General features: G+C 50.1%; 15 protein-coding genes and 1 pseudogene. All 16 read left to right on the top strand.

Annotated elements, in window-relative coordinates; genetic code table 11:
* Positions 1 to 112 precede the first annotated feature (112 nt).
* The 16 genes and pseudogenes from FCN15_RS02720 (at position 113) to FCN15_RS02645 (ending at position 22329) form a co-directional block, all read left to right on the top strand.
* Entirely contained in the window at positions 113 to 1759 is a 1647-nt protein-coding gene (locus FCN15_RS02720; protein ID WP_138493377.1) for a DUF3502 domain-containing protein, read from the top strand.
* Positions 1760 to 1977: 218 nt separating this feature from the next.
* On the top strand, positions 1978 to 2844 hold the full coding sequence (locus tag FCN15_RS02715; protein ID WP_420819537.1) for an ABC transporter permease: 867 nt from the start codon (positions 1978 to 1980) through the stop codon (positions 2842 to 2844).
* Positions 2845 to 2885: 41 nt separating this feature from the next.
* Entirely contained in the window at positions 2886 to 3770 is an 885-nt protein-coding gene (locus tag FCN15_RS02710) for a carbohydrate ABC transporter permease (RefSeq protein ID WP_138493376.1), read from the top strand.
* Between the two features lie 50 nt (positions 3771 to 3820).
* Entirely contained in the window at positions 3821 to 5788 is a 1968-nt protein-coding gene (locus tag FCN15_RS02705; RefSeq protein WP_138493375.1) for a glycoside hydrolase family 31 protein, read from the top strand.
* Between the two features lie 322 nt (positions 5789 to 6110).
* On the top strand, positions 6111 to 7100 hold the full coding sequence (locus FCN15_RS02700) for a LacI family DNA-binding transcriptional regulator (RefSeq protein WP_138493374.1): 990 nt from the start codon (positions 6111 to 6113) through the stop codon (positions 7098 to 7100).
* A 21-nt stretch (positions 7101 to 7121) separates the two neighbouring features.
* Entirely contained in the window at positions 7122 to 8096 is a 975-nt protein-coding gene (locus FCN15_RS02695) for an N-acetylglucosamine kinase (RefSeq protein ID WP_138493373.1), read from the top strand.
* A 56-nt stretch (positions 8097 to 8152) separates the two neighbouring features.
* On the top strand, positions 8153 to 9451 hold the full coding sequence (locus tag FCN15_RS02690) for a 6-phospho-beta-glucosidase (protein ID WP_138493372.1): 1299 nt from the start codon (positions 8153 to 8155) through the stop codon (positions 9449 to 9451).
* A 54-nt stretch (positions 9452 to 9505) separates the two neighbouring features.
* A complete protein-coding gene (locus FCN15_RS02685) occupies positions 9506 to 10432 on the top strand; it encodes an ABC transporter permease (protein WP_138493371.1) in 927 nt (308 codons plus the stop codon).
* Between the two features lie 55 nt (positions 10433 to 10487).
* Entirely contained in the window at positions 10488 to 11351 is an 864-nt protein-coding gene (locus tag FCN15_RS02680) for a carbohydrate ABC transporter permease (RefSeq protein ID WP_138493446.1), read from the top strand.
* 34 nt (positions 11352 to 11385) lie between these two features.
* A complete protein-coding gene (locus FCN15_RS02675; protein WP_138493370.1) occupies positions 11386 to 13029 on the top strand; it encodes an extracellular solute-binding protein in 1644 nt (547 codons plus the stop codon).
* Positions 13030 to 13097: 68 nt separating this feature from the next.
* On the top strand, positions 13098 to 14831 hold the full coding sequence (locus FCN15_RS02670; RefSeq protein WP_138493369.1) for a family 10 glycosylhydrolase: 1734 nt from the start codon (positions 13098 to 13100) through the stop codon (positions 14829 to 14831).
* Positions 14832 to 14986: 155 nt separating this feature from the next.
* Positions 14987 to 17545 (top strand): annotated as a pseudogene (locus tag FCN15_RS02665) (Ig-like domain-containing protein); the annotation flags it as partial.
* 250 nt (positions 17546 to 17795) lie between these two features.
* The gene (locus FCN15_RS02660; RefSeq protein ID WP_138493368.1) at positions 17796 to 18848 is read left to right on the top strand and encodes a Gfo/Idh/MocA family protein; all 1053 of its coding nucleotides are present in this window, start codon (positions 17796 to 17798) and stop codon (positions 18846 to 18848) included.
* A gap of 194 nt (positions 18849 to 19042) precedes the next feature.
* Positions 19043 to 20446, top strand: coding sequence for an MFS transporter (locus FCN15_RS02655; RefSeq protein WP_138493367.1), 1404 nt, complete (start codon positions 19043 to 19045; stop codon positions 20444 to 20446).
* Between the two features lie 185 nt (positions 20447 to 20631).
* Entirely contained in the window at positions 20632 to 21588 is a 957-nt protein-coding gene (locus FCN15_RS02650) for an ROK family glucokinase (protein ID WP_138493366.1), read from the top strand.
* Between the two features lie 102 nt (positions 21589 to 21690).
* Positions 21691 to 22329: a TetR/AcrR family transcriptional regulator gene (locus FCN15_RS02645; protein WP_162515274.1), complete on the top strand. Its 639-nt coding sequence runs from the start codon at positions 21691 to 21693 to the stop codon at positions 22327 to 22329.
* Positions 22330 to 22508 lie beyond the last annotated feature (179 nt).

Genomic DNA, 22508 nt, shown 5'->3' with positions numbered 1-22508 from the left:
CCGATTCCTTAGCCGGAGGGCAGGGCGGTACAATGCAAATATAAAGCAATTCAATAAATTGAAAGCGTTTTAAAATGTGCGACAGAATTGAAATTCAAGGGAGGTTGTCTGATTGATCAGATTAAAGAAACGAGGGTTTGCTCTTTCTGCGCTGCTCCTTTCAAGCGTATTGCTGCTGTCGGCGTGCGGCGGCGGGGGTTCTGGCAATTCCAGCAATTCCAGCAATTCGGGAAAATCCGGGAACACCGCCAGCTCAAGCTCGAATTCCTCTGCAGGGTCTTCAAACGCTTCGCAAGAGACCAAGGTCGATCATTCCAAGGAGGTTAAGATTGTCGGTTATCTGCTTGGCGATCAGCCGAAAGGAATGCCTGAAGTGCTTGATCAGCTGAACGACAAGTTGAAGAAAGACATTAACGCCACTTTGGAGCTGAATTATATCGGCTGGGGCGATGTCGCCTCCAAGTATCCGCTTGTGCTCGCCTCCGGGGAAGATGTAGACTTTGTCTTCGCCGCGGACTGGAACTTCTATGTAGCTGAAGCAACTAAAAATGCCTTCCTGCCGCTGGATGAGAACATGTTCAAAACCTACATGCCTAAATATTATGCCAAACAAAATGCAGCCGCCTACAAAGCAGCAGAGGTTAACGGCAAGCAGTACATGATTCCAACGACCACTCCCGACCGTAAAGTGAACTTATTTGTGCTCCGCAAAGATGTTATGGATAAAGCGGGTCTGAAGGAGGTCACCAAATTCTCTGAGCTGGAGCCGTATTTTGCTGAAATCAAGAAGGACTACCCGGATATGATCCCGCTCAATCTGGATTCCCAATATGACCTGCCGACTCCGTTCGACTATCTGGTGAATGAGAAATTCGCCTATTCATCCGCTCCAATGGATTCCGGGGATCCGATGTCAGTGGGCGTCTATACCGACTGGGAAGATCCGGCGGGGAAAGTGCTCAGTATTACGGAAGAACCGGTGCAAAGCGCCTTCAAGTATGCAGCCGGAATTATGAAGGACTGGTATGACAAGGGTTATGTGAACAAGAACCCATATTCCAACAAAACCCGTTCCAAGGATAACTTTGCCGATGGCAAATCGGGCGTAGCGTTCGGGAACTCCATTGATATTCAGGCGACTCTGGCTGCGGCCACAGCGAAAGGGATTGATACTTACGTGTTCCCTCAGCTGTCCCCGTCCGGTCATGCGATTGCGAACAGCTGGCTGAATAATGGTGTGGCCATAGCGGCTGGCTCCAAAAATCCGGAACGCACGATGGAGGCTCTGGATCTCATCATGGAGGATGAGTCTTACGTTCATCTGGATTACTATGGAATTGAAGGCAAGAACTATGAATTTACTTCGGACGGCAAATTAACGCTGCCGCAGGGTGTGACCACAGACACCAACACCTATCCTCCTGACGCTGCAGGCTTTTGGTTTGTAGATAAGGACTATCTGAAGCCAAGTGCGGACTGGACAGCGAACTATCTGGAGCTCTACAACAAAACCAAGGATTATCTGGTTCCTGCTACATTCTCGGAATTTGCCTTTAATTCAGATAAGGTAAAGGGTCAGGAAGCCAATTTGAAGAACGTTGCATCCCAGTATTTCCTGCCGCTGACCGTTGGTTCGGTTAAGGATGTCGACGCTGCCTTTGATACCTTGGTGTCGAAGATGAATGCAGCAGGGATCAGCAAGGTTAAGACCGAGTTGGAAGCTCAGGCGTCCGAATATTTAAAGAGCAAAGCGAAATAAGCGCAGCAGCTAAGTGACGAAATGAGAAGGGGGAGAGTCGTTTAATCCGCGGCCGCCCCTTTTTCTTTAACCGTGGGCTTACTAACAAGAAGGATGTGAGGCATTTGTCGACAAAAATGGAATCCAGACATGCGGCTGCCGCAGTCAAGAGAAGGAGACTTTCAAGTCCAAGTAAAGGAGTGCTTTGCGAGCTTCGCCGCCACTGGCTGCTGTACGCCATGTTTGTCCCTGTGGCTGTTTATTATATGATTTTCTCCTACATCCCTATGGCTGGAATCGTCATGGCTTTCAAAGAGTTTAATATCCGGGACGGCATCTTCGGAAGCCCCTGGGTCGGATTCGATAATTTCGATTATTTCTTTCAATCCGGGAAGGCATGGCTCGTCACCCGCAATACGATTGTATATAACGTAATCTTCCTGGCAGCTTATACGATTTTCTCAATTGCTGCCGCTGTTTTTCTCTCCGAAATCACGCAAAAATGGTTTAAGAAAGTCACTCAGACCTTCATGTTTCTTCCTTATTTTATTTCTTGGGTAACAGTGTCCGCCTTTGTCTATAACTTTCTAAATTATGAGTACGGCATCGTGAGCCGGATTCTCGGCTATTTTCATCTCAGCGCTATAGATATTTACTCCAACACGGGATATTGGTATTTCCTGCTTCCGTTCCTCTATGTCTGGAAATGGGTGGGATATGGGAGTGTGCTTTATTTAGCGGCCATTGTCGGCATCGACCAGGAGGTCTACGAGGCAGCAACGATTGACGGGGCGACCCGGTTCCAAAAAATCACTAAAATCACACTGCCGCTGATCAAACCAACGATGGTTATTCTGATTCTGCTTGGTCTTGGCCGGATTATGCGGGGAGAATTCGACATGTTCTATCAGCTGATAGGGAATAACGGCACTTTAATGGATGCGACGGATATTATCGACACTTTGGCTTTCCGTTCCCTGATGGGCACAGCAGACTTTGGAATGGCCAGCTCCGTCGGCTTCTATCAGTCCGTGCTTACCCTAATCATCATTCTGCTGGCAAACTGGATCGTTCGGCGCTATGACAAAGACCAGGCGTTATTTTAAAAATTCAATCTCCTTGGGGGTGAAAGAGAATGGTTGACAGGATGGCTAGAGGAAAATTAAATGCTTCGCCGATGTTTACTGCTGTTTCTTATACGGTATTATCCATAATCGCTCTGATCTGTCTGCTTCCGTTTATCGTGCTTCTGTCCGGCGCGTTCTCCTCGGAAAGCTCGGTTCTTGCCAAGGGTTACTGGTTTTGGCCGCGCGATTTCTCGCTTGACGCCTTCAAGTTTATTTTCAGGTACCCGGAGGATATTCTGTCTGCTTTTAAAGTATCTATAATCATAACAGTAGTGGGTACAGTGTTGTCTTTGTTCATTTCTTCTATGACCGCCTATGTTATCAGCAGAAAAGAAATCAAATACCGGAACGGCCTCTCGTTCTTTCTGTTCTTCACAACCCTGTTTAACGGAGGACTTGCCCCTTATTACATTTGGGTCAGCAGCAATCTTCACCTGTCCAATACGTATGCCGTTCTGATCCTGGGACCGATGTTTAATGTGATGTACATTTTAATTCTGCGCAGCTTTATCAAGGAGTCGGTACCGGAAGCCTTAATTGAATCCGCAAAAATGGACGGGGCAGGGGACCTGCGCATCTTCCTGCAAATGGTGCTGCCGCTGATCAAGCCTGCATTAGCCTCGATCGGGGTCTTTATGATCCTTGCCTACTGGAACGATTGGTGGACAGCAATGATGTTCACGAATAAAGATGATCTGGTGCCGCTTCAATATTTACTCTACAAAATGCTGTCTTCCATCAACTTGACCGGTCAAATGGCGCAGCATGTAACGAATCTGGATACGCCTAAGGAAACCTTTAAGCTGGCAATGACGGTTATTGCAACGGCTCCAATGATTGTTATTTTTCCGTTTGTGCAGCGGTATTTCGTTACAGGAATTACAGTCGGCGCTGTGAAGGGGTAAACGTCCAATGTATAATCATCTTGAATATCCATCACGGAGGTGAACAGCCAATGTTTCGTTCGCATAACTCGCGGTTGATCTGGGAGTATGATCATGAACAGCTGTGGATTGAGCCATGGGGAGACCATTCGCTGCGTGTGCGTGCTTCTTATTCGGAAATGGCAGATGAGGACTGGGCGCTGCTGCCCGCTTCACCGTCTGAGCCGGTCATTGATATTCGGGATGACAAGGCAACTATAACGAATGGGAAAATAAAGGCCGAGGTTACACGAGGCGGCCGGGTAACCTTTTTCAATCAACAAGGCCAGATTCTGCTTCGGGAAAGTGAGTACACCTATCAGCTTAAATATGGAGGCAGGGAGCTTACCGCCCATACGGGCAGCAGCGATTACTATTTGACTCTTCGTTTTGAATCCGATCCGGCTGAGAAGCTCTTTGGTATGGGGCAATACCAGCAGCCGTTTCTGAACCTCAAGGGCTGCCAGCTGGAGCTCACGCACCGGAATTCGCAGTCCAGCGTTCCTTTTGTCCTATCCAGCCTGGGGTACGGCTTCTTGTGGAACAACCCGGCTGTCGGGCGGGCGAATTTTAACCTGAATGTCACGGAGTGGTGCGCACCGTCTACGAAGCAGCTTGATTACTGGATGACTGCAGGTGATACGCCGGCGGAAATTGAGGAGGCTTATGCTTCAGCTGCGGGGAAGGTACCGATGATGCCGGATTATGCGATGGGCTTTTGGCAGTGCAAGCTGCGTTACCGCAATCAGGCAGAGCTGCTGGAAGTCGCGCGCGAATATAAGCGGAGGAATCTGCCGATCTCGGTTATCGTCATCGATTTCTTCCATTGGACGAACCAGGGGGATTGGAATTTTGATCTCGAATATTGGCCGGATCCAAAGGCGATGGTTGAGGAATTGAAAGAGATGGGCATTGAGCTCATGGTATCCGTATGGCCGACCGTTCAGACGGAAAGCGATAACTATCAGGAGATGCTGGAGAAGGGCTACCTTCTTCGTTCGGATCGGGGTGTCCGTACCCAATTCCAGTTTCTCGGGCAAAATGCTGTCTTTGATGCGACAAATCCGGAGGCACGCCGCTTCCTTTGGAACATTATCAAGAAAAATTATTATGACTACGGCATAAAGGTCTTTTGGCTGGACGAGGCGGAGCCTGAGTTAACCGTCTACGATCATGATATTTACCGGTATCATATCGGATCGAGCAAGCAGGTCGGAAATATTTATCCAAGCCGCTACAGCCAAACCTTCTTTGAAGGAATGGAGTCAGAAGGGCAGACCAATATTATTAATCTTGTCCGCACAGCATGGGCGGGCAGCCAGCGGTACGGTGCGCTTGTCTGGTCGGGGGATATTGCCTCTACCTTTGAAGTGTTCCGTTATCAGGTGGTTGCGGGACTGAATATGGCGATCGCAGGGATTCCTTGGTGGACAACGGATATTGGGGGCTTTCATGGAGGCCATCCGGACGATCCTTCTTTCCGGGAGCTTGTTGTACGCTGGTTTCAATACGGCGCCTTCTGTCCGGTATTCCGTCTTCACGGTGACCGTTTGCCCTGGAATGCGCCCGCCGGTACAGCCGGAGGAGGACTGTGTGCCAGCGGCGGCCCGAATGAAGTGTGGAGTTATGGGGAAGAGGCTTATGTAATTATGGCCGATTATTTGCATTTAAGAGAACGCCTTCGTCCTTATATTACGGAGCTGATGCAGCAAGCCCATGAGAAGGGGACGCCGCCGATGCGCCCGCTGTTTTATGACTTTCCCCAGGATGCGAAAGCATGGGATCCAGCAGACCAGTTTATGTTCGGCCCGGATTTGCTCGTCGCCCCGGTTCTGTACGAAGGGGACAGGAGCCGAAGCGTATATTTGCCGGCGGGAGCGGACTGGGTGGATCCCTATACTGGGGCAGCATTCCAGGGCGGCAGCAGTATCATGATGGATGCGCCTTTGGAACGGATTCCGGTTCTCTTAAGAAACGGAGCAAACCTTCCGATTGTGTAAGAGGCTTGCGAATGAGTATAGAGGGCCACCTTTGTGGCTCTTTTTTTATGATTATTTTTACTTTGAATGGTGAAAAAAATTTCTATAAAGCAGGCTTCCGTTTATGGATTGACTGATATTGGAAACGGTGATATTATCAAACCAAAGTAAAAACCTTTAAACTTTTGTTACCATTTTACCTTCCCTTAATAAGGGGATAACTGACATAAAGTGTCTGATTTTCAGGCTGGATACTGTTTTGCAGAGAGTGGCCTCTCTTTTTTATTTAACCTAAAAGTTAAAACGATTAAACTTTGTAAGCGAGGGAGGCCTGGAATCTTAGATGAACATTCATGATGTAGCCAAAAAGTCTGGACTCTCCGTAGTCACCGTATCCCGGGTCCTTAACAATTCACCATCTGTACGGGAAGCCAACAGGCAGAAGGTTCTCAAAGCCATGGAGGAATTGAATTATCAGCCCAATTCAGCGGCTCGGAGCCTGGTGCGCGGCAAGACGGGGGTCATTGGAATGTCCATTACCAATTTTAACGACTCCTTCTATGACCGCGTGATCCGCGTGGTGAACCGCAAGCTGGCGGAGCAGGGTTATTTCCTGGCCCTGTCCATAGCTGAGAATGAGGATGAGAGCGCTAACTTTCTGTTTCAGAAGGACCGTGTCGACGGGATTATCCTGCTGTCTCCGCTCGAGGAGAAAGAATATGTTGAGGAGCTGAGAAGGAAGGGCATTCCCTTTGTGCTGCTGGATAATCAGTTTCAGCATGAGGATGTTCCAAGTGTTGTCGTTGACAACTTCCAAGGCGGGTATGAAGCGACTAAGCATTTGACCGGTCTTGGACATACCCAGATTGCCTATATCGGCGGCCCATCTGTGTTTCTGAGCGTTGCCGAGCGCAAGCGGGGGTATGTCCAGGCGCTGGAGGAAGCCGGGCTGACGCCTTACGGCACGGAATACTGCGGATTTACGGTAAGCAGCGGCTATGAGGTGGCCAAGAGGTGGATTCGTGAGGATAAGCTGCCGACAGCCTTTTTCTGCGGGGATGACTTTATTGCCCTCGGGGTTGTTCAGGCTCTTCGCGAGGAGGGGATTCTGGTTCCCCACGATATCTCGGTCGTTGGCTTTGATGATCAGCAGTTCGTTGGGGAATTTTACCCCAGATTGACTACGGTCAGGCAGCCTGAGGCGCAAATGGGCAGCATTGGCGTAGATCTGCTGATGCAGTTAATCCACGGGGAGGTGATGCCGGCTGCTGTAACGAAGCTCGCTCCTCAGCTTCTCGTGCGTGAATCCACCGCATCTGTAAGGTTAACCTGAATAGTAGGAGTGAATCGATCGGTGAAGTATTTTTTGGGCGTGGATGCCGGAGGCAGCAAAACCTTCGCCATAATTGCAGATGAACAGGGTAAGGTCATAGGTTCAGGCAGGGGAGGGAACGGGAATCACCAGAAGAACCGCGAGCAGGCGGAGAGCAGTCTGCAGCAGGCCGTATCGGAAGCGGTTAAGGCGTCAGGGCTGACAAAGGAGCAGCTGGATTACTCCTGGTTCGGCCTTGCGGGGGCAGACAGAGAGATTGATTTTAAAATTCTGCGGCCCATCGTCAGCCGGCTCGGCCTTCCCCGGACGGAGATTTCGTGCGATACCTGGAATGCCTTGCGGTCAGGTACAGAGAAGAGCTATGGGATTGTGCTGATCTGCGGCTCGGGCGTGAACTGCGCCGGGAAAAACCGGGACGGAGCTGCCTACCAATGCGGCGGATTTGGTTACCGGTTCGGCGATTATGGCGGCGGCTACGATTTGAGTATGGAGGTCTTCCGCAGCGTCCTCCGTGCGGATGAGGGAAGAGAGACTAACACGGTCCTGACTGAACGCTTAATCCGATTGCTGGGCTACCCCAACGTTTCGGAGTTAAGGGAGGATTACCTGGATCATTTCAGAGAACTGCCCCCGCAGATTGCAGAGCTGCTGTTTCAGGCGGCTGAGGAAGGGGACACGGTTGCCGCCGGCCTGCTGGTGAAGCAGGGGGATGAGCTCGGTTTGGCTGCAGCAGCGACCATCCGCCGGCTGGACATGGAGCAGGACAGCTTTGACATCGTGCTTGCCGGCAGTCTGCTGACAAAGGGCGACCGCTCCGGCATTATCCGGCGGGCCATTGAGCCGAGAGTGAAGGAGGCGGCCCCGAACGGCAGGTTAAGGATTCTGACCCGTGAGCCGGTTGTCGGCTCGGTCGTTCTGGCGATGGAAAGCAGCGGCATGATTGTGGAACAAGAGGTGATTGACCGCCTGTCACAAGGCAAAGTACCCGCAGACTAGGCTGCAGCAGATCACCCTGCCGGGAACAAAATGAATAGGCGAAGAAAGGAGCACTCATGGGAGAAACATTGAAGCTGGTTGTCATCGGAGCGGGGTCATCGTACACCCCTGAGCTCATGGAAGGCATTATCCTGCATCACAAAGAGCTTCCCGTCCGCGAAGTATGGCTGGTGGATATTGAGGAGGGGAGGGAGAAGCTGCAGATTATCGCGGAGCTGAGCAGGCGTATGATCGCAAAGTCCGGACTGCCGATTACCGTGGTTGAGACGCTGAACCGCAGAGAGGCTATCGCCGGCGCAGATTTTGTCTGCACCCAAATCCGAGTCGGCATGCTGGAAGCGCGAAAGTGGGACGAATTAATCCCTCTCCGCTACAATGTCATCGGCCAGGAGACGACAGGTCCCGGGGGGATGATGAAGGGCCTTCGGACCATCCCGGTAATTCTGGAGATCTGCAGGGACATCGAGGAGCTTGCTCCCGATGCGTGGCTGCTGAATTTTACAAATCCGGCAGGCATGGTGACTGAGGCGGTTCACAAATATTCTTCAGTTAAGAGCGTGGGACTGTGCAATTCGCCGATCGGGTTTCAAAAATGGCTCTCCGAATTCTTCGGGCTTCCCATCGGGAAGATTTATTCGGAGTTTGTTGGCATCAACCATCTGCACTGGGTCTCTGATGTCGTCATTGACGGAGAGAGCAGGCTGCAGGAGCTCATTGATTACCCCCAGAGCTATAAGGCGGGCAATGTGCCGTTTGATGCTTGGGATCACCGGTTCCTGAACGCGCTTCAGGCCATCCCTTCCTACTACCTCAGTTATTACTATATGACGGACGCTATGCTGGAGGAACAGAAGGAAGCGGCGGCAACGACCGGATCGCGCGCAGAAGTCGTGAAGAAGGTGGAGGAGGAGCTGTTCCAGCTGTACCGGAACGCGGAGCTGAAGGAGAAGCCGAAGCAGCTGGAGCAGCGCGGCGGGGCCTATTACTCGGAAGCGGCTGTGCTGCTGATGCGGTCCATCTATAACGATTCCCGCGATATCCAGACGCTGAATGTAAGGAACGGCGGAATTATCGACTTCCTGCCCGAGGACGCTTCGATTGAGGTGAACTGCGTGGTCACCAAACAGGGACCGCTGCCGATCCCGCTGCGAAAAATCCCGCCGGCCGTCAAAGGCCTGCTGGCGGCCGTCAAGCAGTACGAGAGCCTGACGATCGAGGCCGCCGTGCACGGGGACCGGGACATCGCCCTGCAGGCCATGGTTCATCATCCGCTGATGCCTTCGGTCACCGCAGCGGAACAGCTGCTGGATGACATGCTGGAGAAGAATAAATCGTACTTGCCGTTGTTTCATTAGATTGTCCTAGATTATCCTAGATTGCTCTAGACTGTCCCGAAGGAGGGAAAATGGATGAAAGCGGCCGGGAAACCAGGCAATTGGAAGAAATTTAGGAATCAATGGGATCTGCAATCCATGGTTTGGCCGGGCATTATCTTCATTTTCATATTTAGCTATATTCCTATGTACGGCGTGGTAATGGCCTTCCAGCAGTACGATATTTTCAGCGGCATTTGGAAGAGTCCCTGGGTTGGCTTCATGCATTTCAGAATGTTCTTTGAGGCTCCGGAGTTCTGGAATGTGATGCGAAATACATTGGTAATCAGCCTGCTGAAGCTGGTCATTACCTTCCCTGCCCCGATTATTCTTGCGCTGATGCTGAATGAGATCGGGAGCATGACCTTTAAACGCTTTATCCAGACGGTCAGCTATCTGCCTTACTTCCTGTCCTGGGTCATTGTATCCGGTTTTGTCTTCTCGCTGCTGTCCGTTGACAACGGAACGGTGAACTATTTGCTGGAACGGATGGGCTTGATCAGTGAGCCGGTGAACTTTCTGGCGGTTCCGAAATACTTCTGGTCGATTCTGGTCAGCGTAAATGTCTGGAAGGATGTCGGATTTGCGAGTATTGTCTACCTGGCTGCGATTGCAGGCGTTGATCCAACCCTGTATGAGGCCGCCTCAATAGACGGTGCAAGCCGCTTCAAACAAATCTACTTGATTACACTCCCCAGTATTGCCCCTATCATCATCATCTTTATGATTCTTGCCATCGGCAATCTCCTCAGTGCAGGCTTCGAAGACATTTTGCTGCTGGCAACCAATCCGATCCTGCGGCCTTACTCCGATGTTATTGACACCTATGTCTACCGTGTTGGGATATTGAATGCCAGATTCTCTTATGCAACTGCAGTAGGGCTGTTTAAAGCGGGAATCAGTGTGATTCTGCTGGTATCGGCCAACAAAATTGCCCGCCGGGCAGGAGTTAGTCTCTGGTAGGATCTGCTACCTGAAGGAGGGGGAAAGTGTGAGACTAAGCCTGGGCGACAAAATCATGCAGCGAACGATTTATATTCTGATGACACTGCTTGCGGTCATTATGCTGTACCCGTTTTGGAACTCGCTGGTCATCTCCTTTAACCAGGGGAGCGATACGGCGCTCGGCGGCGTAACGTTGTGGCCGAGAGTGTTTACACTGGAAAATTATTATATTGTGTTTCAGGATAACCGCCTGCTCAATTCTTTCTGGATCACCATCCTCAGAACGATCAGCGGAACGGCGTTATCCGTCTTTTTCACGGCGCTGCTGGCTTATGGAATGTCCAAGAAGACCCTGCTTTTTCGAAAATATTATATGGTCTTCTTCATGATCACGATGTTCTTCAGCGGAGGGCTGATCCCGACTTATCTGCTTATCCGCTCGCTGGGAATGCTGGACACCTTCTGGGTTCTGATTATCCCGGGCATTATCAGCGTCTATAACATGATTGTCATCCGCACCTTCTTCTCCAATCTGCCGGATGGTCTGGAAGAATCGGCCAAAATCGACGGCTGCGGCAACTACGGCATCTTCTTCAAAATCGTCATTCCGGTCTCGGGCCCGGTGCTCGCCACAATTGCATTATTTACAGCGGTGGGATACTGGAACGACTGGTTCACGGGGGCGATCTATATTACCAAGGACGGCCTGCTTCCGATTCAGACCCTGCTGCGGCAGATTATGAACTCCAACATCATGACCGAAATCGGCTCCTCTAATGCTATCGCCCTGGACCATATGAACCGGAACCGGACAATTACGACCAAATCACTGACCATGGCTACCATGATGATTGCGACGATCCCGATTATTTTAACGTACCCTTTTCTCCAAAAATACTTTGTTAAGGGTGTATTGATCGGTTCCTTGAAAGAATAGCAGTCTCCAAATTGTGTAGAAAGAAGGGGAAAGAATGCGCAATCGTTTGAAATGGGCATCGCTTCTGATGGCCTCCATGATGCTGCTTCTCACGGCCTGCGGCGGAGGCGGGAATTCCGGCGCTTCAGAGACTAACGGGGGAACAACAGATACTGCGGCTGTCAGCGGTGACGGCGGCGGAATCAAGCCCTTAACCTTCAGCTTCTATGGCAACTATGACTGGCTTACCACAGCGCCTTGGGGAGACAATGAGGCGACGAAATGGATTCAGGAGAACCGGAAGGTGACCGTTGAACCGATTCAATCCGGAGGAGCGGCCGCGGAAAAGCTGAACACGATGATCGTCAGCGGCGATCTGCCGGATGTGATCTTCACCGACCGGGGATCAACGGTGGAACGGCTCGTGCAGGCAGGGCAGCTTGTTGCGCTGGATGATTATTTTGAGAAGTATCCGAACTTCAAGAAATATGTGAAGGAATCCACCCTGAATCTGCTTCGGTCTGAAGACGGGAAAATCTATCAAATCCCGAATTGGTATACCTCCGGGCAATTCGGGAACGGCGGCTGGATGGTCAATAAAGACATCTATAACGCGCTCGGCAGACCGGCGCTGGAAACCTTCGATGACCTGTATCAGTATTTGCTCCAAGTGAAAGAGAAGTATCCGGATGTCGTGCCTTTGGAGGTCGGCGAGAAGGGGGCAGGCCTTGAAATTATGTACGGCGGTTTCAGGGAGAATGCCACCAGCAAGTTCATCTCCCTGATGGGGTACCCGGAAGGCGATAAACTTGTCTCTATCTATGACGACCCTGCTTTCAAGGAAATGATGCTATACATCAATAAGCTGTTCCGTGAACGGCTGATTACGCAGGATGCGCTGCAGCAGACCCAGGATGCGGTTAAAGAAAAGGTAAACACCGGCCGGGTAGCGGTCATGATCGAGTCTAACATCACTACTTATGGAGCCGAGGGGCACCGCGCGCTGACAGCAAGCAATCCGGACAGCGGCTATGAAATCATCTGGCCGGTTCATAAAGCCGGACTCGACAAGAACAAGGTATTTGTCAGCGGCTTTGAGACACTGGGCTGGAATGTCAATGTCATTACGAAGAAAGCCAAGGATCCGGAGGCGATCTTCGCTTATTTTGACTGGATCACAGGTCCGGAGGGACAGAAGGTTCTGTTCTTTGGTCCGAAAGGCTTGTACTGGGACGAAGAGGATGCGGACGGAGCCCCGATTCCGAACGAGAAATACAAGACGGCTTCTGCTAACGACCGCTCGGAGACGATGAGAAAGTTCGAGGACTTCAACTGGGCGGGCAATACCACCTTCATTGACACAGCGAAGATGAAGATTGAGGAATCGCTTGCCGCCAACCAAAAATCCTGGGAGACGGTGGCGCAGTCCACGGTGACCTGGAAGACGGCACTGGACATTACGGAGTTTGTCAATACCGATCCGATTCCGGATACGGAGACCGGCATCATCGCGCAAAATGTCCAGGATATTTATTCCCTTGCTTTCGCCCAGATGGTTCAGGCCAAATCGGATGAAGGGGTGCTGTCGGCTCTGGAGAAAGCGAAGAATAACGCTGAAAAAGCAGGCCTGGAGAAGCTGCTCCAGTTCCGGACCGAAAAATGGCAGGAGAACGTCAAGAAGATCGGCGACGCGAAATAATTTTGCCAAAATATTAAAATAGCAAAATATGATCATAGCAGTCCAATTATTCTAATGGAGGCGGGAAGATGACATTAACGCTGAGAGCGAGGTTCATAGCGGTGCTTAGTTTGGTGCTGGCATTCTCGGTAACAAGTACTTCCATTTCGGTCAAGGGTGAGGAGGAGACCAATTCTCCTTTTGAAACAGAAGTGATCGTAAGAACCGTTAACCAGTTTAAGAACAAGGCGGATGTCCAGGATTTTGTCGAGATGGCCAAACGCTACGGAGTCGATGTCATCAGCATGAACGTGAAGCAGGATGAGGATGATGAGGTTCCGTCCGGAAGTGTATTTTACCAGAGCGACATCGCTCCAATTGCTCAGGGCTACGAGAATTTCGATGCCCTGCAGGAGGTCGTTACGGCAGCTCATGCTGCCGGGATCAAGGTTCATGCCTGGATTCCGCAGTTCCATGATCAGCAGGCTTTCCTGAAGCATAAGGAGTGGCAGATGCAGGCGCTGGTGGACGGGGTGCAGACTCCGTTTACAGGCTCCAACGGCAGCGAATACTTCGTCAATCCTATTAATCCGGATGTGCAGCAGTATGAGCGCTCCATTATTCAGGAAGTGATTGATAACTATGCGGTGGACGGCGTTGTGCTGGATTGGCTCCGCTTTGACAACTACAATATGGACGTCAGCGATTATACGGTTGCCAAATATAAGGCAGAGTTCGGATACTCGCCGCTCACCATTGATTTCGACAAGGATTCTGCAAAGCGCCAGCAGTGGAATGAATGGAGAACCGAACAGATCGGGGCGTATGTTGGCGATATCCGCCAGGATATTACCGATTCCTCGAACCCGGAAGTACAGCTCGGCGTCTATATTCTGCCGCCGGAATTTACGGAGGTTGGGCAGAATGCAGCCAAGTTCAAGGATTCTGTAGACTTCGTGGCGCCTATGGCCTACTTTGACGACTGGGATTTCAACAGCGACTGGGTCTACAGTACGGATTACGGCATTCTGAAGGATACAAGCGACCGGATCAGCGGCAGTGAGGCGGCCGTGGTGCCAACGCTGGATAATGACTGGACTGATGATCAATATCAGGAGATTTACCAGGGAATCCGCGAGAATTATCCGGATGTGACACGCCTGTCGTTCTTCTCTTACGGGGCATGGCCTGAAGATGAGCTGGCCAAAATCAACGAACGGATCACCTGGCCGACGCCGGACTGGACATCTCCGGAGGACCAGGACTATGCGGCCCAGCTGCCGGCCGGGTGGAAGGCGCGGAATATCGGTTCCCAGCCGGGGAGCGTCACTTACAGTTCTTCCAATAAGCAATTTACATTGAGCAGCACTTCAACGGATATTTGGGGACATGGCGATCAGCTGAATTATATCTATCAATCTTTGAGAGGCAACGCAGAGATCATTGTGAAGGTACAGTCCACAACCCGTATGGACGGCTGGGCCAAGGCCGGTGTCATGATCCGCGAGACGCTGAATCATGACGCGAAGCATGTAGATATGATGCTTACCCCCGAGAATGGTGCAACCTTCCAGTACCGCACAGAGACCGCCGGCCTGATGACCGATCATACGGCGGCGGCAACGGCTCCAAAATGGCTGAAGCTGACCCGGAGCGGGAATACCTTCACCGGCTCCATTTCCTCCAACGGGACGACTTGGCAGAAGGTCGGAAGCATTCAGGTGCCGATGAATAACAAGATATACATTGGATTGGCACTCAGTAATCCGGGGGACGACTCCAAGAATAAAGCAGTCTTTGGTAATGTGAAGATTACGAATTAAACGGATGAAACGGAACTTTTAGAGATTAAGCCAACTAATGGAAATTAAAGAGCTGCAGTAGCACGAACCCGTTCCTGGAGAGGAACGGGTTTTTGCTTTTTAATAGAATTACTAGGATGGATTTACATAAGTGCTAAACAGCGAACACTGCGCCCGTGCTCAAGACGAAGTATACCGAACAAGCTGTAACGGTGGGGGATGCTGAGCTGCAGGTTGATCTGCAGGGCCATTTTACAGATGCGGAGCAGTCCGAGCTCAAATATACGGCAGTGTCGTCGAGTTCAAAGGTGTGTTCAGTCCGCGTAGACGGAACGGACCTGTTTATTAAAGGTCTCACCAAAGGTACTTCAACAATTATGATTACGGCAGACGACCAGCTTGGGAAAAAAGCATCCACGAGCTTCAAGGTCCGTGTCAACGAAGCTCCTGTTTCATCAGGCATCCCTGATCAAAGCAAACAGGCGGGAAGCGGCGATGTAGCCTTATCTTTAGGCACCTATTTTACAGATTCGGAAAATGATCCGCTGACCTATGAGGTTTCAGCCGATGATCCTTCCATTGCCACCTTTACCCTGACGGGTGATCAATTGGTATTAACACCGGCAGCGGCAGGTCAGACCCAAGTTACGGTCAAGGCTTCTGATGGACGGGGCGGAAGTAATAACCAGTCGTTTAAAATGGAAGTCACAGCTGTACCGGGTCAGAATCAAAATCCAGCTGTAAGCCAAGAGCCAAGTGACCAAACGGTCACAGTAGGAGCTTCGGATTATACCTTAGACTTGTCTTCAGTATTCAGTGACCCGGACGGCGACCCTGTAATCGTTACAGCAGATTCGTCAGATTCATCCGTTGCTTCAGTATCCGTTAACGGCAGTCAAGCCGCCGTCCATGCGGTATCCTCAGGAACTGCAACGATTCAGCTTAAAGCAGAAGACGGCCAGGGGGGCGAGGTTACGACCGGCTTTGTGGTTACGGTCAATGAATCTCCGACTTCCGAAGGAATTCCGGATCAGACGAAAGAAATCGATACAGGCGATATTGAATTGTACCTGAATCATTTCTTCTCCGATCCTGAAAACAATGTCTTAACCTATAGTGTCGAGGATAACTCTGATCCGAATGTTGTACGGGCAGTTATGGATGGCAATGTGCTTACGCTTACCCCATTAAACACCGGCAGCTCATCGGTAACTGTTAAAGCAGCAGACGGCCGGGGAGGAGAAGTGACAGAAACCTTCCAGATCAGCGTTACGCCTGAAATTCCGACGAACCAAGATCCGGAGGAAAACAAGCCTGCCGACAAGTCGCTTACGGTTGGCGAAGCGTCCTATTCACTTGACCTGGGTTCCGTATTTACGGATCCTGACGGAGATTCGTTAACTTACGATGCAGTCTCTACAGATTCGTCGGTTGCTTCAGCAGAAGTTGATGGAACAACATTAAAGATACAAGCTCTGACAGCAGGAACGACAACCATTGAAATGAATGCTTCGGACGGCCGAGGGGGAACAGCTTCGACTTCCTTCGAGGTAACTGTTCAATCAGCCGGTTCGACTGATCCGTCACCAGAACCAACACCAGAACCGTCACCAGAACCGTCAACAGAACCGACGACTGAGCCGTCTGAGCCGACTAATCCTTCGTCCGGCGGTTCGTCTAGCTCATCATCCAATCAGGTGCCTCAGGTCGTTGCTTCCATTTACGAGCAGGTGCTGACTGCAGGAGTTACAAATGCAAGAAGCTACGACTTGTCTCAATTGTTCAGCGATGATGATGGAGATGCCCTGACGTTTACTGCAGTTCCTGCATCAGGCGGAATGGTAAATGCGGACATCAGCGGATCAATGCTGACTCTTACTCCTGGTAACCAGGCAGGCAGCACGAAGGTAACCATCACAGCAGATGACGGGAACGGCGGCACGGCTGCCTATGATCTTCAGGTAACGAATGCTCCTCTTGCAGCGAATGGATTGGTTCCGGTGCGGACCAAGCAAGGGGTAAATGATCCGATTACCTATGACCTGTCAACCCTGTTCCCGGGTCAAACCTCCTTTAAAGTCTATTCGGGTACACCGGATTCGACCTTTACTGGACCGACTACGCTTAACGGAACGGTTTGGACCTGGAACGGTGATCCTTCCCAGCTCTACTGGGTTGTCGCTGCAGACGGGACTTCAGCTGTATTCGAGGTAAGCGTCAGTGCTCAGGGATCTGAGGATTTATATTTTTCACAATATCTGTCCCTGGACAAAACCCGGACGGCTATACAGCTGTTTTACAATCCGGTAGGTGATCTTTCCAATCCTATAGAGAATGCCGGATATACCCTTGAAATTCATCAATACAATTCATCAACTCATGCTTCTAAAGTGTGGAGCCAGCCTCTCTTTTCGTTCTGGAAAGGCATGCCTTATATCTTTATCGATTCCATCTTCTATGACTTTTTCGATATCGTGCCTGTATCCTACTATAATGATGAGATGATGTTACTAGAAACAAACACCAACTTTACAACAGGCTATGTCCTGAAAAAGAACGGCGTTACGATCGACGTATTAGGCGACCCTAACGGAACAACGCAGTTCATGCCGAATAACGGAACCATTATCCGTAAATCGGGAATTAAATCCGGTTCCGCGACTTACAACCTTCCAGGCGAGTGGAACTCCTATCCGGTTGGAACGCTTCAGTATTTCAACTTTCATACCACATAAGAGTTAACAGACTGGTGAAGCCGGCGCATGTGCGCCGGCTTTCTTGTGTAATCGGACCCAGGTGACAGGTTCGCGGTTCCAATTAGAGATACATGGGGAGGAAGCAGTGCTCTAATTCCGTTCCAAATTATCTCTTGCCAAGCTTTAAGCTGTATGGTACTTTTGTATTATAATTTACCATTAGTTAACCGTTTAAGTGATGTAAATGATTTGACTGTTTTTAATTGTTTTTATTAAAGGAGTGATTTTGATGACAGCGGGGCAGCACGGCATTTCGATTATTGGTTACGGCGGCATGGGGAGCCAGCATGCGAGGCTGCTGACAGGACTGGGCGCCAATCTGGTGTCGGGTATTTGGGATATTGACAGAAATAAGAGGACAGCAGCGGAAGCGGCCGGTCTAAACGTCTACTCCAGTTTTATGGAAGCGCTTAACGACCCGCTTGCTGATCTGGTTCTCATTGCGACGCCTAATCATCTTCATAAGGAAATGGCCATTCAAGCTATGCAGGCCGGCAAGCATGTCATCTGCGAGAAGCCGGTTACGCTGAACAGCCGGGAGCTGGAAGAGATCCTGGAGGCAGCCGGCCAGTACGGCAGGCTGTTCGTCGTTCATCAAAACCGGCGGTGGGATGAGGATTACCTGACCATCAAGAAGATTTATGATGAGCGGCTGCTCGGCGAGGTGTTTCATCTGGAGACAAGAGTACAAGGGTCGCGCGGAATTCCTGGAGATTGGCGGAAGGAACCGGAGTTCGGCGGCGGAATGATGCTCGATTGGGGCGTGCACTTGATCGACAGGCTATTGCTGATGATCGGGGAAAGGGTCAAGCAGGTCTACTGCACATGCACTTATGTCACTGGAGAACAAGTCGACGACGGCTTCAGACTGCTTCTTACCTTTGAGAGCGGGAAGACGGCGCTTGTTGAGGTCGGAACGAGCCATTTTATTACACTGCCCAAGTGGTATATGTGCGGGAATGCAGGAACAGCAGTTATTGAAGACTGGGAAATGAACGGCAGGCTGGTACGTCTGCGCACGCGGGAAGGCAATGATGCCAAGCCGATTGCAGCCGGGGCCGGGCTGACGAAGACGATGGCGCCAAGAAATGACGAAACGATAGAGGAGCTTGAGCTGCCGGCTGTGAAGGCCAGCATTCTGGATTTCTACCGGAATGTATTCGACACTTTGGAGGGCAAGGCAGAAATTTTAGTAAAGAACAGTGAAGTGCTTAGGGTCATGAAAGTCATGGAGGCTGCCTTTGAATCAGACCGTGTCCGTCAAGCAGTTCCTTTTGAATAATTGCATCAGGTTAAAAATGAATGAGCTGAATTTAATCCGAGTCTTTGGCCGCAGGGGCTGCCAGCAGGAAATAGATTAAATTAAAGCGCTTAATTGATTAAATATAAAAAAGCTATCCGGCAGGCGCTATTTTATAATGAAAGCGGATCCAATGCTAAAGATATTGAAAGCGATTAAATAAGGGAGAGGTATCCATGCAAACTACGAACTTGGCAAACGAAATGCCCCTGCTCGGAGAGATAAGCAGCAAGCAGGAGAACGGGAAATTGGGCTTTAAGGAAAAAATCAGCTACGGCCTTGGAGATCTGGGTTCTAATCTGATGTGGGGGATCGTCGGAAGCTTTCTTCTTTACTTTTATACGGATGTCGCTTTGATTCCGGTTGCTGCAACGGGGACGTTAATTCTGGTGGCACGGATACTGGATTCGATCATCGACCCGGTGATCGGCGGATTTGTAGACCGGACAAACACAAGGCTTGGGCGGGCCCGTCCTTACATTCTGTTCGGAATTATTCCGTTCGCGATCATGCTGATTCTGACCTTTACCAGTCCGGATATTTCAACAACCGGCAAGATCATTTACGCTTCCGTTACTTATATTATTGCAGGTCTGTTATACTCCATTGTCAATGTGCCTTATGGAGCACTCATGCCGCTGATGACGCGCAGCGGGGAAGAGAAGAACCAGTTGTCCAGCTACCGGATGGTGGGCATGGCGGTCGGCAGTATTATTGTAACCGCTTTGACGACACCGATGGTGAACTACTTTGGCGGCGGCAATGAACAAAAAGGGTATCTGGTCACAACTATTGTATTCGCTGTCCTGAGCGCGATGATGTTCCTGGTCGTGTACAAGAACTGCAAAGAGCGTTATGCCGAGCCGGTGTCAGCCGTTAAAGAAAAAGGTTCTATTATTCAGACTTATAAAAGCGCTTTCGGAAATGCGCCTTGGGTAGCGACTATTCTGTTCTCTCTCCTGCTGTTTATCCGGACAGGTGCTACCGTATCCATTACCATCTATTTCTCGCTGCATGTTCTGCATAATCCGGGGATGATTTCGATTTTGCTGCCTGCCCTCTACGTATCTGTATTGTGCTCGGCTGCCATTACACCGGCGTTTCTGAAGAAGTTTAAGCAGAGAAAAGGCAACATTATCGCGCAGATTATTTTTATGATTGGTTTGGCGGTCATGCCGCTGTTTGAACACAATATGGTCATGTTTGTCGCTTTGTGGTTCCTCGCCAATGTGTTCGGCGGAATCAGCTCTGGTGCCGTCTTCAGCATGATTGCTAACTCTGTTGACTATAATGAATGGAAGTTTAACAAAAAAGCGGAAGGCACGCTTTATGCAGGCTACAGCTTTGCTACAAAAGTAGGGATGGCTGTGGGAAGTGCTGTGGTTGGATATACGCTTGCTTTGACCGGTTACAACGCTGAGAACGTGACAGCAGGAGTCTCTACAGCGATTAACGTATTGTTCTTTGCCATCCCGCTTGTCTGCACAGTCCTGCAAATCATTGCGATTTCGTTCTATAAGCTGGACGCCATTCATCCGCAGGTAGTAAGTGAGCTGGAAGCAAGAAGAAGCGCGCATTAAAGCTCATCAGTAAAACTAATCAGTAAATCTAATCAGCAAATCTATTCAGCTGTCGTGCTATCCATTAACCCCAAAAGGCAATGCTGTAAGATTTTAAACTTATGGCATTGTCTTTTTTTATGAACAATAGATTACTATTAGTAAATGATTTATTTATAATTAACAATTATGCAGGAGGAATCAGAATGAATACGAAGCAGTCATTTTACATCGGGATCGATCTGGGAGGAACAACCATTAAGACTGGAATATGTGACGGGGACGGTGAGCTGCTTGCCGTTTATGAAGGACCGACAGAGGCGGACAAGCGGGCGGAAGGCGTTCTGCAAAATATTGAACTTTATGTCAGAGAGCTGGTGTCCAGGGCAGGCTGCAGCTGGGAGCAGATCGCCGGCGTCGGAGCCGGAATTCCGGGATTTTTGGATTTTCAGCAAGGGCTGGTCAAGGCTTCTCCGAACCTGGGGTGGAGAAATGTTGCGGTTAAAGAGATTCTGGAAGCCCGGTTAGGCAAAACGGTCAAGATTGACAATGACGCCAATGCAGCGGCGCTGGGAGAGGTCTGGGGCGGAGCAGGGGCAGGCATTTCCAATGTGGTCTGCTATACGCTGGGTACCGGTGTAGGCGGCGGAATTATCGTCAAGAACAGCCTGTGCCAGGGGTTTAACGGTATGGGCGGCGAAATCGGACATTTGAACGTTGTTCCCGACAGCGAAGCGATTGCCTGCGGCTGCGGTAAAAAGGGCTGCCTGGAGACCGTTGCCTCTGCTACCGGGATTATTTACATGGCCAAAGAGGCGGTGATCCGCGGTGAACAGACTTCACTGGCCGCTATTCGGGAAATCACTGCAAAAGATGTGCTGGATGAGGCTAAAGCGGGTGATCCGGCAGCTGTTCAAATCGTGGACCGGGCGGCAAAATATTTGGGCAAATCCATGGCACTGCTGTCTGTCGTTACGAACCCCCAGCGTTTCGTAGTGGGCGGCGGTGTGGCGAAAGCCGGAAGCTATCTGCTGGATCAGATCGACCGGTACTTCCGTGAATATGCGCTTGAGAACGCCAGGGAGAATGTAGACATCGTACCCGCAGTATTAGGCAATAACGCCGGTGTAGTCGGAGCGGCAGGGCTTCATTTATTTGGCTGAAGTGAGAAGTCTGCTTGATTTTTACAGCTGCCTGTATTATCCTATTTAATGATTAACTCAAGATAAATGGTTAACTCGTGCATAGGGGAAGGGAGGTTCTTTATGGCGACCACATGGCACCAGGATGTACGGAACCGAAACCGCGAAGAATTCATTTTGGCCGGTCAAAATGCGCTTATCGAGCATAATTTTACTAACGTGGGACTTAAGGATATCTGTGAGCGTGCGAATTTAAGTAAAGTCACCTTTTATAAATGCTTTAATTCAATGGACGAGCTGATCTTTGCGGTTCAGCAAAAGATACTCGGTGAGCTTACCGAATTTATCGAGAGTCATTCAACGGCCAGGAAGAGCGGGCTGGAGAGCATTGAGGGCTATCTGGACGCTTGGATTTTATTCTTGAATACGCATCCGGATCATCTGAAATATATCGGATTCTTTGATCATACCTACCGCGATCATTATCCGAGCGAAGAGCTGCAGACAACCTACCGTGAATTGGTCAGCGACGGCACTATTGGCCGGGTCCTGCACAATTACATTGATCAGGGTGTCCGCGACGGGTCAATCCGGCCGGATCTGAAGCTGGAGGAAACCAGCCTCTTTATCATCGAGATGATCATCAGCTTAATGCAGCGTCTGGCCTTCAGGGGAAAGCTGCTGGAAGAAGAGCACCAGGTTGGTTTTGAAGAAATTGCGAAGACGTCAAAGTCATTTGTGCTGTATTACTTGAAAAAATAATCTTGAACCCGATAAGGGTTGGGGTTAAGGATTAAGGATTAAAGATTAAAGATTAAAGATTAGCGAGATGGATTCCGATATGGACTCCATCTTTTTTTTTATGCGCTTGCAAAAAGCAGCGAAGTCTGGTAAATTACAACTAAAGGATTACTTATAGTTAACCATTTATTATTGATAAA

Source organism: Paenibacillus pinistramenti (assembly GCF_005869875.1).
Taxonomy (GTDB): Bacteria; Bacillota; Bacilli; order Paenibacillales; family Paenibacillaceae; genus Fontibacillus; species Fontibacillus pinistramenti.
The sequence above is the reverse complement of the archived record's forward strand: the minus strand, read 5'-3'. Positions and strand labels throughout refer to the sequence as shown.